Origin of the sequence: Streptococcus cuniculi (assembly GCF_001921845.1) — a bacterium.
Taxonomy (GTDB): Bacteria; Bacillota; Bacilli; order Lactobacillales; family Streptococcaceae; genus Streptococcus; species Streptococcus cuniculi.
This window is the reverse complement of record NZ_MSJM01000001.1, coordinates 201,129-213,621: the sequence shown is the minus strand read 5'-3', so window position 1 is coordinate 213,621 and position 12,493 is coordinate 201,129. Positions and strand designations below refer to the sequence as shown.

General features: G+C 42.7%; 11 protein-coding genes and 2 pseudogenes. 10 read left to right on the top strand and 3 right to left on the bottom strand.

Translation table 11 applies throughout. The features are described from left to right. Nucleotides 1–43 precede the first annotated feature (43 nt). Nucleotides 44–1,741, bottom strand: a complete 1,698-nt coding sequence (locus BU202_RS01040) for a M3 family oligoendopeptidase (RefSeq protein WP_075103944.1) — start codon at nucleotides 1,739–1,741, stop codon at nucleotides 44–46. Between the two features lie 139 nt (nucleotides 1,742–1,880). Between BU202_RS01040 and BU202_RS01035 the strand changes: the two genes are divergently transcribed. The 4 genes from BU202_RS01035 to BU202_RS10515 all read left to right on the top strand — a co-directional run bounded on the left by BU202_RS01035 (nucleotide 1,881) and on the right by BU202_RS10515 (nucleotide 5,431). After that, on the top strand, nucleotides 1,881–2,816 hold the full coding sequence (locus tag BU202_RS01035; RefSeq protein WP_075103943.1) for a manganese-dependent inorganic pyrophosphatase: 936 nt from the start codon (nucleotides 1,881–1,883) through the stop codon (nucleotides 2,814–2,816). 591 nt (nucleotides 2,817–3,407) lie between these two features. Then, nucleotides 3,408–3,779: a DUF4825 domain-containing protein gene (locus BU202_RS01030; RefSeq protein ID WP_075103942.1), complete on the top strand. Its 372-nt coding sequence runs from the start codon at nucleotides 3,408–3,410 to the stop codon at nucleotides 3,777–3,779. Between the two features lie 267 nt (nucleotides 3,780–4,046). Beyond that, nucleotides 4,047–4,700: a DUF1803 domain-containing protein gene (locus tag BU202_RS01025; protein ID WP_075103941.1), complete on the top strand. Its 654-nt coding sequence runs from the start codon at nucleotides 4,047–4,049 to the stop codon at nucleotides 4,698–4,700. Nucleotides 4,701–5,269: 569 nt separating this feature from the next. Beyond that, entirely contained in the window at nucleotides 5,270–5,431 is a 162-nt protein-coding gene (locus tag BU202_RS10515) for a hypothetical protein (RefSeq protein ID WP_167364729.1), read from the top strand. Between the two features lie 33 nt (nucleotides 5,432–5,464). Here BU202_RS10515 and BU202_RS01015 read toward each other — a convergent pair whose 3' ends face one another. Then, nucleotides 5,465–6,631, bottom strand: coding sequence for a DUF2974 domain-containing protein (locus BU202_RS01015; RefSeq protein WP_075103939.1), 1,167 nt, complete (start codon nucleotides 6,629–6,631; stop codon nucleotides 5,465–5,467). Nucleotides 6,632–6,820: 189 nt separating this feature from the next. On the opposite strand from BU202_RS01015, the gene BU202_RS01010 reads away from it, so the two are divergent. The 6 genes and pseudogenes from BU202_RS01010 to BU202_RS10620 all read left to right on the top strand — a co-directional run. Further along, nucleotides 6,821–7,507, top strand: coding sequence for a response regulator transcription factor (locus BU202_RS01010; RefSeq protein WP_075103938.1), 687 nt, complete (start codon nucleotides 6,821–6,823; stop codon nucleotides 7,505–7,507). After that, the gene (locus BU202_RS01005) at nucleotides 7,497–8,480 is read left to right on the top strand and encodes a sensor histidine kinase (protein ID WP_083605723.1); all 984 of its coding nucleotides are present in this window, start codon (nucleotides 7,497–7,499) and stop codon (nucleotides 8,478–8,480) included. The genes BU202_RS01010 and BU202_RS01005 overlap by 11 nt, the downstream gene beginning before the upstream one ends. A 188-nt stretch (nucleotides 8,481–8,668) precedes the next feature. Further along, nucleotides 8,669–9,427 carry an ABC transporter ATP-binding protein gene (locus BU202_RS01000; protein ID WP_075103937.1) on the top strand — a complete coding sequence of 253 codons (759 nt, stop codon included), beginning with the start codon at nucleotides 8,669–8,671 and terminating at the stop codon, nucleotides 9,425–9,427. Between the two features lies 1 nt (nucleotide 9,428). After that, entirely contained in the window at nucleotides 9,429–11,444 is a 2,016-nt protein-coding gene (locus tag BU202_RS00995; protein WP_075103936.1) for an ABC transporter permease, read from the top strand. 224 nt (nucleotides 11,445–11,668) lie between these two features. Further along, nucleotides 11,669–11,773 (top strand): annotated as a pseudogene (locus tag BU202_RS10430) (Fic family protein); the annotation flags it as partial. After that, nucleotides 11,766–11,891 (top strand): annotated as a pseudogene (locus BU202_RS10620) (GNAT family N-acetyltransferase); the annotation flags it as partial. The pseudogenes BU202_RS10430 and BU202_RS10620, both read left to right, overlap by 8 nt. 238 nt (nucleotides 11,892–12,129) lie before the next feature. On the opposite strand, the gene BU202_RS10615 reads toward BU202_RS10620, so the two are convergent. Then, the gene (locus tag BU202_RS10615) at nucleotides 12,130–12,210 is read right to left on the bottom strand and encodes a putative holin-like toxin (RefSeq protein ID WP_279626010.1); all 81 of its coding nucleotides are present in this window, start codon (nucleotides 12,208–12,210) and stop codon (nucleotides 12,130–12,132) included. Nucleotides 12,211–12,493: the final 283 nt, after the last annotated feature.

Genomic DNA, 12,493 nt, shown 5'->3' with positions numbered 1-12,493 from the left:
TCCTTTCAGAATAATTTCTGAAAGGATTTTTGGTGTCTATATGTTAGAAACTCGCATCATCCACGTTGTCCAACCAGTCGCTGGCTGCTTTTGTGGTCGCCGCAAGGGCACCTTCTTTGAATGGAGATTCAAGGTTGGCTGCTGCAACGACTTGGAGGAAGGATTTTGTCCCACCGAGGTCACAGATACGAAGGTAGTCTTCCCAAGCTGTTTCGTCGTTGTCCACCTGCGTGCGTTTCCAGAATTGAAGGGCGCAGACTTGAGCAAGGGTATAGTCAATGTAGTAGAATGGGCTAGCAAAAATATGTCCTTGACGGTACCAGAAGATACCACGGCTAAGGGCTTCTGATTCAGAGAAATCACGGTCAGGAAGGTAGAGTTCTTCCAAACGTTTCCAAGTTGCCTTGCGTTCTGCTGGTGTCATGGTTGGATTTTCGTAAATTTCATGTTGGAAATGATCCACAAGAACACCGTATGGCAAGAAGAGAAGGGTACCTGCTAGGTGAGTAAATTTGTATTTGTCTACTTGGTCTTTAAAGAAGCGGTCCATCCAAGGCCAGGTCATAAATTCCATGGACATAGAGTGGATTTCACAGGTTTCGTAGGTTGGCCAGATGACTTCAGGGCTTGCAATCCAGCGTGAGCGATAGACTTGGAAGGCATGTCCAGCTTCGTGGGTCAAGACATCGATGTCACCGCTTGTACCGTTGAAGTTAGAGAAGATAAATGGGCTCTTGTAATCAGGAATATAGGTACAGTAACCACCGCTATCTTTGCCTGTTTTTGCGACCAAATCAAGCAGACCGTGTTCGATCATGAAATCGAAAAATTCTCCTGTTTCTGGGGACAATTCACGGTACATTTTCTGTGCTTCACCAACGATAAAGTCAGGGTCACCCTGTGGCGTTGGATTACCATCTAGGAATTCTAAGGCCAAATCATAGTGCTTGAGGCTTGGAACCTGAATCCGTTTTGCTTGGCGTTCGCGTAGTTTTTGCACGATTGGCACGACATGCTTGAGGATTTCTTCACGGTAGACTTTGACCATATCGCGGTTGTAGTCAAAGCGGTTCATTGCGACATAGCCGTATTCCACATAGTCTTTAAAGCCGAGGGTGTGGGCAATCTCTGTCCGTACCTTGACCAACTCATCATAGACACGGTCAAATTCTGCTTCCTTGCTCGCAAAGTAGGCGGTTGAAGCGTCAGATGCGGCCTTACGAACCTTGCGGTCAGTCGATTGGGCAAATGGCACCATTTGAGAAAGATTGTAGGTCTGACCTTGGAATTCGATTTGTGCGCCAGCAATCAAGCTGTTGTAGTGGTCAACGAGGTCATTTTCTTTTTGGAAAAGCGGAATGGCTTCAGATGAAAAGATTTTCTGCTTGTTTTCAGCTAGCATGAAGAAGGTTTCTGGTAAAAATTCGCTCAATTCTGCACGGAATGGACACGCAAGCACAGCTTGGTAATAGGCTGTTGTCAACTCTTCAAAGAGGGGTAGATGCTCATTCCAGAACTTGGTTTCTTCGTTGTAAAATTCATCATTCATATCGATAGAGTGACGAATACTCCAAAGATTCATTTGTGTGTCAATGGTTGCATTGATTTTCGTAATGTTTTTTACGATGTCAAGCGCTTCGTTTGCAGCGGTCGCTTGCTGTAGCTGTTGTGTCAAGTCAGTCAATTGCTCTTTTACAAGGGCATAATCAGGACGGGTATAGGTATAGTCTGTAAATTTCATAGGGTGTTCCTTTCCATTGTTCTACCTACTATCTTACCCTTTTTGAAAACGTTTTGCAAATCAGGAGTGAAGAATGATTTGCAAGTGTCTGAAAATATGCTAAAATAGAATGAATAATGCTTAAAGAGGTAAAAGATACATGTCAAAATTTTTAGTTTTTGGTCACCAAAATCCGGATACAGATGCGATTGCATCTTCTTATGGTTGGGCGTATTTGGAGCGCGAAGCCTTCGGCCGTGATGCAGAAAACGTAGCCTTGGGAACGCCGAATGAAGAAACAGCCTTTGCTTTGGACTACTTTGGTGTCACAGCACCACGCGTGGTAGAGTCCGCAAAAGCAGAAGGCGTGGAGCAGGTCATCTTGACAGACCACAATGAGTTCCAACAGTCTATCTCTGACATCAAGGAAGTAGAAGTGGCTGCGGTTATCGACCACCACCGTGTGGCAAACTTTGAGACAGCAAACCCTCTTTACATGCGCTTAGAGCCAGTTGGATCAGCTTCATCAATCGTTTACCGTGCCTTCAAAGAAAATGGTCTCACACCTCCAAAAGAAGTGGCAGGAATGCTCTTGTCTGGCTTGATTTCAGATACGCTTCTTCTTAAATCACCAACGACTCATGCGAGCGATCCGCAAGTGGCTGCAGAATTGGCAGAAATTGCAGGGGTCAACTTGGAAGAATACGGTCTAGCGATGCTCAAAGCAGGTACAAACCTTGCTAGCAAGACAGCTGATGAATTGATTGATATTGATGCCAAAACCTTTGAACTAAATGGTAATGCCGTTCGCGTAGCGCAGGTCAACACGGTTGATATTGCAGAAGTTTTGGAGCGCCAAGCAGAAATCGAAGCAGCCATTGAAAAGGCAAGCAGCGAAAATGGCTATTCAGACTTTGTCTTGATGATTACAGATATCGTCAACTCAAACTCGGAAATCTTAGCAATCGGACAAAACATGGACAAGGTTGAAGCAGCCTTTAACTTCGTCCTTGAAAACAACCATGCCTTCCTTGCTGGAGCCGTATCTCGTAAAAAACAAGTGGTTCCACAATTGACAGAAAGTTTTGGGAAATAAGCTGGGAAAATAACGAAGTAGGTAAACCCAAGATCTATTTAAACAAGTTATAGTCTTTTGAATTAACTTTGATACATCGTCACTTTCGACTTGCCGTACTCAAGTACTGTCCGCGCCTCAGTTCCTTGTCTGAAAGTTAATTCATTTGACTATAAAAAGCTCTGCCAACTGAATATTCGATTTGCCGATTTTCGCGAGCGAAGCGAGCTTTATCAAATACTTTTCGCTGTGGTAAAAGTCGCGTCATGACTAGTCATGACGCGACTCGGAAATGTTGAGACCTTAGGCTCAACATTTAGGTATGGAATGCCGCAGGAAGTCGCTACAGTCCGCACCGCCTAAGAAAAGTATCATAAAAGAACTTTTTCTTCAATCTGAAGTCCTATTCGGTTTACCAAATAGGGCTTTTTATGTGGTATAATAAAATTAGATAAAATAGCAAAACCGAAGAGTTAACCCTTCCATTATTATATTCATCATAATGGAAACATTGAATTTATTTTCTTTGATGCTAGTAAGGTGAAAATAGAAAGATAATTCAGAGTTATACTAAAAAAGTAGATAAATTTAATTTTTAGGAGGTAAGACATCATGAGAAAATATCTAAAAAGTTTTTTATCAACAGCTCTTATTTTGTCCATCATATTTTTAGTTGCTTGTAGTAATCAAATCACTAAAGATGAGGACGTTAGAACTAAGTATATCGGAGACAATTCAAAAGTAAGTCAGATTGCATCTAGTTTACCATACCCAGAAGATATAAAATATGTTTCTATTGAAATACAGTCTAAAACAGAGCCATATGAACTCAAAGTATTTGTAAAAAATGACAATAAAAGTTCAACAGATTTAAAAAAGTGTGCAAATCAGGCTTTTGAGAGAATAGAGAATATGGGAATAATCAGTTTTTATGATAAGGACGATAATAAACTGATTGAGTCGTTTGAAAGAGATAAACAGTAGAAGTAAATCTAATTTTATAAATCCCAGTTTTTCGGCCTAAATAAAACAGAGTATACAATATTAAGGACGGTACTCAACACCGTCTTTTTTCATGCCCAAAACCTATAGTTTCAGAATACGACTAAGGTGTCGGAGTGAAAAACTTACAGTGTCATTGTATCAAAGACAGTAGGAAACTAAAATGAAAATCACGGCTTCTTCCGTGATTTTCGTAGTATACGCTTGCATTGAGTTGGACTACTATCCGACCTGTGGTATAATAATCTCATGATTAAAGTGTATCATCCTAGTAAGTTAACCCGCTCACGTTTTTTTCAAGACTTGATTCAGTATTTGGACCAGCATAGCGATGTGACCCTGCGGCAGATAAAAAAAGAATTTGCTACAGTCTCAACTGTCGACCGGAGCTTGGACCGCTTTATTCAAGCAGGTTATATTCGTAGGCAGGATCGCCGCTATACAAATGCCTTTTCTTGCTTGACTAGCCTAGAGGACTTGATCCTAGACCAAGAAATCTTTGTTGAGACGACAAGTCCTGTTTTTGAGGAATTAAGCCGTGCGACCTTTAGGGTTGCAACAAGCAATTCCACCAACAAGGTCATCATCGAGGAAGAAGTCGATGCGCTTCGGGAACGCTTGACGTTGTCATCTTATTTTTACAAGTTGTCAAAACAGTTGCCCCTGTCAGAGGAGCAGGAAGTCTTGTATCAGCTCTTGGGCGATGTCAATCAGGACTATGCCATGAAGTATATGACCACTTTTTTGTTAAAATTTGCGCGGAAAGAAAGGGTCATCCAACGGCGAACAGACATTTTTGTCCAAGCCTTAGAAATCCTAGGCTTTATCAAAGAAATTGATGCCCAGACCTATTGTCTGACGATGGACTTGGATAAGGAAAATCTACTATTTGCTAAGTGGTAAAATAAAAATGCTCCCATTTGTCTTTCTAAAAAATTGTTCTTTTTCGGAATATAAAACTTAAATAGCAAAGAATCCCTTGGTAGTACTGATTTTTAGCATTTTAGATGTAATTTAAATTATAGCTATAAATGGGATGAGAAATACAAAATAGTATTTTATTCACTTTATACAGTTAAAAAACGACAATTCATCGAATACAGAATTGTCGTTGTGGTTTATACTTTTTTGTAAAAGCTATATAAACAGTGAATAAAAGTTAGTATTATATTAGTTACCATACAGATGAATGGTAGAGGACTGGATTTTACAACATTTAAGTCACTAGCAAACCCAATTAAAATTTGATTTAGTACAGAAATAGATAAAATACTGAATAAAACTATTGGAATTAAGGAATTATTTATCTTTCCTATTATGATGATAATAGTTATAAAAAGACAGAGTAATTGAATTAAATTAAAATAAATTTCCATATGAATAATGACCTTTCTAACCTGAATGCGCTTTCTGAAAAAATAATAACATCTTTTGCCGGTGTAATCAACGAATTCGAGAATTTCCACCATTTTTTGTTAAAATTTGCGCGGAAAGAAAGGGTCATCCAACGGCGGACAGATATTTTTGTCCAAGCATTAGAAATCCTAGGCTTTGTCACAGAAATCGATGCGCAGACCTATGCCTTGACCATGGACTTGGATAAGGGAAATCTCGTCTTTCGAGCGATAAAATAAGAAGTTGAGCAGGGCTCGACTTCTTTTTCTAATTTATTCTTCTTTATCTTTATGTGTCAGACTTTGAAACCACTGGTTGACCTTGTCGTAAGGCGTTGTTAGAGCTTCTTTCCAGATTTGATAGCGGGTGTCAATTAGGCGGCGAAAGAGCCTGTCTAGCATGTCTTTTTCTGCGTCGGTCAAGTTTTGTTGCTGCCGCATGAGGAGGCTGATTTTTTTCGGTGTGTCAATGGTAAAATCGTTGAGTCGCTCAATGCCTGCATCGATGAACATGCCAAAGAGGAGATCAAAGAAGCGCTTGAGTTCTTCGTCATTGAGGCTAGCTGTCCATGTTTTTAAGGTTTCGTCCACCTGAATGCTATTTTCTGTCAGGGCAGGCGCAAGTTTGAAATCATGTCCTTCTACTTCCCAAGAAAAGCTGATATGCTGGAGTAGGCCAAAGGCCTTGCTTTCGACAATTTCTGCATTGTCAGGCGTTTCAAGGAGCATGCCGACAATGGAATTTTGCGGGATAATGGGCTGAATGCGGTCTTTGATGGCTTGGTAGCCACTCGATGCGATGACAGACGGATGGACACCCGGTGAATCATAGGCGATAATCTGGGCAATCCGCTTTTGGTCTGCTGTCGTCATCTGGCTGCTGGCATAAATCGCCAGATTGCCACCCTTGGAATGGCCAGCCACGTAGACCGTCTGCGTAGACATGTCCATAATCTGTTGGAGGTATGCAGTTGCCGATTGTTGGGCGGGAATTTCTGCCATATAGGTCATGTGGAAATCCTCTTTCCAGCCGATAATGGTGTCATCTGTTCCCCTGAAAATGGTGACCAACTTGTCTTGACCGACTTTGTAGGTCAGGGCCGCAAATTGTTTTTCTTCTCCCTTGTCATAGTCGTCAATAAAGGCAAAGACCTTGATTGCTTTGAAGCGTTTTGCGTCTTTAAGGAGTTGGAGCAGCTGGATTCGTTCAGGGGTAATCGTGACCGAAAGATTGGGTGTATCTCCGTGATAGAGTGCTTCAAATTGCGTAGCGACATGATCTAGTCGAGTGGCTTTTTCGGTGGTAAAGTCAGGTGCCACCAAGTCATTAAAGGGCAGGTAGGCAATTTCTGTCAAGGCTAGAATATCCAAGCGGTTGAGCGGTAAATCATAAAAATCCTGATAAGCTACTTCTTCAATATAATTCAGTAAGTTTGGCATAGGCACTCCTATAGGTTTATTGGCATTATTATATCGCAAGGGCAGAAAAAGCACAACTGCTATGGTAGGAAAGGAAGGGCAAGAGGTGGTGAATATGACAAAAATGTTAGAAAGAAATCGCAGGTTGTAGCTCTTTTTAGCGGTAAAATAGCGTATAATGGAGAATATAGAAAGAAAGGAAGTGGGGACATGAAGCAGAAAATCTTGATTGTCGAAGATGACGTGGTGATTCGTCAACTGGTCGCTAAACATCTTCGGAATTGGAATTATGAAGTAGCTGAAAGTGAGGATTTTCAGCGGATTTTGGAGCAGGTAGAGGATTTTCAACCGCATCTGATTCTAATGGATATTGGGCTTCCGTTCTTTAATGGCTATTATTGGTGCCAAGAGATTCGCAAGGTTTCAAGCGTTCCGATTCTCTTTCTTTCCTCGCGGGACCAGCCCATGGATATTGTCATGGCGATTAATCTAGGCGGTGATGATTATGTGACCAAGCCCTTTGATATGACGGTGCTACTGGCCAAGGTCCAAAGTTTGTTACGGAGAACCTATGATTTCTTGGGGGAACAGACGGTACTGACATTTGGAGCGATTCGCTTGGATTTAAAAAGTATGCAGGTCAGCTATGACGGGCTGACCGAGGAGCTGACCAAAAATGAATTTCAGATTTTAAGGATTTTATTTGAGAGGTCACAGGCTATTGTCAGCCGGGAAGAATTGATGAAAGAATTGTGGAACAGCGATTTATTTATCGATGATAATACCTTGACAGTCAATGTCGGGCGTCTGCGGCGCAAATTAGCAGATATGGGTTTGCAGAACTTGATTGTGACCAAAAAAGGAATTGGCTATGGATTGGTGAGGCATGATGACTAAAAGACAGGTTGGCTTTTTTATCAGACAGTGGCTTCTAACGCGCGGGCCCTTTCTAGTGGGAGGGCTAGGCTTTCTAGGCTTGATTGGCGGTATGAGCGTCCTCTTTCGTGTGGAAATGGCCTTGGTTGCCTATACCAGCCTCCTACTCATAGGGATTGGCATCGTCATTTTCGCTATTGATGTGACGAAGGAATGGGCGAACTATAGGCGGGTAGAGCGAAGAGAAGGGCTTGTGAGCGGAACGGCAGCAGAGCTCATCTTGCAAGAGCGGATAGAAGAGCTAGAAGAAACCTTGAAAGCAAGGCGGGATCAGGAGCGAACACAGCAGAGCGAATTTCAGGACTACTATACCTTGTGGGCGCATCAGATGAAAATTCCCATTGCAGCTAGTCAACTCTTGGTTGGCGACTTGCCAACCAGCAAGGAAAAACAGGCCTTGGAGCGGGAATTGTTTAAGATTGAGCAGTATACAGGTTTGGTCTTGAATTACCTGCGGCTGCAATCCTTTCATGAGGACTTGGTCGTAGAGCGTCAATCGTTGGATGCCCTCGTGCGGCAAGTGGTCAAGAAATTTTCGATTTTCTTTATTCAACAAAAGACAGAATTGCGCTTGGAAGAGTTGAATCTTACGATTGCAACGGACAAGAAATGGTTTAGCTTGTTGCTGGAGCAATTCATCTCAAATGCTATCAAGTACACAGCAGGTGGACAGATTTGGATTTACCTAGACGGTGATGAGCTGGTCATTCAAGATACGGGTATCGGCATTGCCAAAAGTGATGTGGAACGAATCTTTGCTCGTGGTTTTTCAGGCTATAATGGCCGCATTTCCCAGCAATCCTCCGGACTTGGGCTTTATTTGGCGCAAGGCATTAGCGAAAAACTGGGCATGACCTTTTCTCTGACATCGGAAGTAGGAACAGGGACCCAAGTCCGCATTTCCCTAAAAGAAGAAAGGATCGTGATTGACTAGCCAATCTTACAAGAATGTAAGGTAAATGTGAGGTAAAGCTAAGGTAGGCGGATGTGAAATAGGGTATGATAGTGATTGTAAAGAAGGCGATGTGCCTTTTAGAAAATGATTCGTCTGCTTGGAGAAAGTCAACATCAGCGGAAGAGGCTAATGTTTGACGAGTATCAAGGAGCACAAGGAGGTTTATTATGGTATTACTCGACGTTCAACACGTGCAGAAAGTCTATCAGACACGCTTTTTGGCCAATCAGGTGGAGGCGCTAAAGGACATTCATTTCACCGTGGAAAAGGGTGAATATGTAGCTATCATGGGCGAATCAGGGTCAGGAAAATCAACCCTGCTCAACATTTTGGCCATGCTGGACAAGCCGACCCAAGGCAAGGTTTTCTTGAATGGGGTGGATACCCAAATGATTAAAAATAAGGACGCTTCCGCCTTTCGCAGGGAGAAACTCGGCTTTGTCTTTCAGGATTTTAACCTACTCGACACCTTATCGGTCAAGGACAATGTCTTGTTGCCCTTGGTACTCTCCCGCGTTCCGATTCACGAGATGAATAAGCGCCAGCTTGAGGTGCTAAACAGCCTAGGCATTGCGACCTTAAAGGACAAGATGCCCTATGAAATCTCGGGTGGTCAGCAGCAGCGGGTAGCGGTGGCGCGCGCGATTATCACACAGCCAGAAATTCTGCTGGCAGATGAGCCAACAGGAGCGCTTGATTCCAAGTCTTCTGCAACCTTACTGGATATTTTTGACCAAATCAACGAAATGGGGCAGACCCTGCTCATGGTGACCCATTCGACCACAGCAGCCAGCCGTGCCAAACGTGTCCTCTTTATCAAGGACGGCATGCTCTACAATCAGATTTTCCGAGGAGACAGAACCTCACAGGAGATGTTCCAGCTTATTTCAGACACACTGACATTGATGGCGAATCGAGGTGAGTAGTATGTGGAAATTAGCCTACAAATTAGCAGGAACCAACCTGCTCAAAAACCGAAAATTATACTATCCTTTTGCCTTGGTGACGGTGTTTTCAGCAGCCATTGCCTATCTGTTTACATCGCTTAGTACCAATCCCCACTTGGTAGAAGTCAGAGGTGCAAGAGGTGTGACTTCTGTTTTGAAAATGGGGCAGATAGTGGTCATGATTGCCGTTGCCATGCTGCTCCTTTATGCTAATAGTTTCGTCATGAAAAATCGCTCCAAGGAGCTGGGCATTTACACGGTACTCGGCTTAGAAAAGCGCCACTTGCTCCTCATGACCCTCTTTGAGACCATTCTCTTTTCAACGATGACGGTCAGTCTAGGCTTGGTTCTAGGAGTGCTCTTAGACAAGCTGATGTATGCGATTTTGCTCAAAGCCATGCATTTCAAGGTGGTTCTGGCCTCGGTCTTTCAATGGGAAAATGTCCTGACGATACTGGTCTATTTTGCCCTGATTTTCCTTTTGCTAGCGATGTTAAATGCTGGAAAATTAAGCCTGTCATCCTCTTTGAATCTCGTCAAGGGGCGCAAACGCGGAGAGGGTAAGGGACGATTTTTACTCCTGCAAACCTTGCTGGGGCTAGCCGTCTTAGGTGGAGCTTATTATCTAGCTCAGACCGTGAGCAGTCCAGTCAAGACCCTGCCAACCTTTTTCACAGCAGTTTTAATGGTCATCTTTGCGACCTATCTCCTCTTTAATGCAGGAATTATCAGCCTCTTGAAATGGCTCCAGAAACGGCAAGGTTACTACTATCAGCCAGCCAACTTTATCTCGGTGTCCAATCTCGTCTTTCGGATGCGAAAAAATGCCATGGGATTAGCAACCATTGCCATCTTATCGACCATGTTCATTGTGACCATGATTGGTGGGATTAACATCTATGTTGGTGGAAACGATAGAATTAATCTGCTCCAGCCAAATGATTTCACCTTTACCTATTTTTTCCATAAACGGGGAGATGTAGAAAATTCTTCAACCACGGATAAGTTGGAGTTAGTGACAGAATTGACTTCGAAGATGATGGCCGATAATGCGGTTCCTGTCACAAAGATGGTTGGCTATAGCTATATTGAAGAAGTGGTTGGAAAAATTGAGGATAATCGAATCAAGATAGGAGATGACCCTATAACTCCTTCTGGTTTTTCCGATGTTAGTGTCGTACATGTGTTTGATGAAACATCTTATGAACAAATGACGGGAGAAACCTTAGGCTTATCGGGCAATCAAGTGGCCGTTTATGCAAAAGATATTGACCTAAATCGTCAAAAACCCTTGATGTTTGGGGAACAAGCCTTTACTATTGAGAAAGTATTGCCAAGCAATTTTACAGCTTATCACTCACCAAGCAACATGACGGAGGTTGTACCAAGCATCATTATGGTAGTGCAGGACTTAAGCGAGGTGTCTGTCGATGTAAATCAGAAGACCTATATCGGGGTGGATACGAGTTTGAGCGAAGAAGAGCAGGCAGAACGCTGGGAAAATTTCCGTTCCGCCATTCTCGAAGATGATACGCTAGAGTCACGGGGCATATCAGGAATGGGGCAAGGAAGCCGAGCGATGGAGCGCATGAGTACCTTTGCTTTTTCAGGCTCTCTCTTCTTTATCGGGGTATTCCTATCCTTGGTCTTTTTAATGGCAACCATTCTGGTCATCTACTACAAGCAGATTTCAGAGGCCTACGAGGATCGAGAACGCTTTGTCATCATGCAAAAAGTAGGACTGGATCACGTCCAGACCAAGCAAAGTATTCGCAAGCAGATGGTGACAGTCTTCTTTCTCCCACTCATCTTTGCCTTTACCCATCTCATCTTTGCCTACAAGATGTTGATGAATATTCTGCGTCTCATCGGCGTCTTAAATGGCAGTTTGGTCATGCAGGTAGCCTTCATCAGTTGCCTTGGCTACCTCGTCCTTTACGTCGTGGTCTATCTCCTCACCTCTCGTTCTTACCGAAAAATCATCAGTGCTCACTAATGATTTTAAAATCAGTCTTAAGACGGATGTCAGAGGAGACCAGATGCGCTATACTATAGTCAATCCTAAATATTTTTCATAATCTCCTTAAAACATCAGCCAGTCGGCTGGTGTTTTTGTGGTATAATGGAAAAAAGAAACTGCGAGATTGTAAGGGATTGTTACTATTCGAAAATTTACAGACGCATGTGCAAAACGCTATTGATGTGTTGGAAAGGAAGTCTATGTCCTATAAACCAGATTACCTAGATGATATTCTTGTCCGTATGGCCTATCACTCTAGTGCTATTGAGGGGAATACTATTTCATTACCCGAAACAGTCAGGTTATCATGGCTTGCGGATTAATTCTGGTATCGCACGAGAAGGAGCACACGAATGTTACCGAAGACTTGGCTGTGAAGAAAAAGCAGACCAAAAACGCTTTTTCTTAGACTGGGAGAAATGATATGAAGATTGAACAACTTACTCAAGAGCATGCTTTGGAGATGGTGAACCACTGGGCTATGAGGTGGACAGAATGAACTAGTTTTAATTGACAATTGCATAAAATAGCGCTATAATGGACATAGAAAAAGGGAACTGCGCTAACAGTTCCCAGGTAACACCGTTTAAGACGGTAGCCGTTGCCAATTTTTGTTTATTTTATAAACCGTCCATGGCTAGCTAAAGTGTGGGACGGTTTTTTATTTATCCTTGCGGTTCATAATGGCTACCATCAGACCACCAAAGGCAATCATCAAGGATAGCGCTTCATAAACTGACAAGTCCTGCCGTCTCCTTTCTCTTGGATTTCGTGACTTACATACATAAGCACCACCTCCAGACTAGGCAACGGCAACCGTCTCAACTTTGTTACCAATATAGTATACCATAGAAAAAAAGCATTTTTCAAGTCTTTTATGCCATTCCTTCATTTGACTATCTGAACGAAGAAAACAGACAAGCCCAAGGATTATTAGAAGTTGGAGTGCGTATCCTATCCGTGGTATTTGTTGCGTCTACAAAATGTGAATGCAGTTATACTTTAGAAATGATAGATTGACTGAA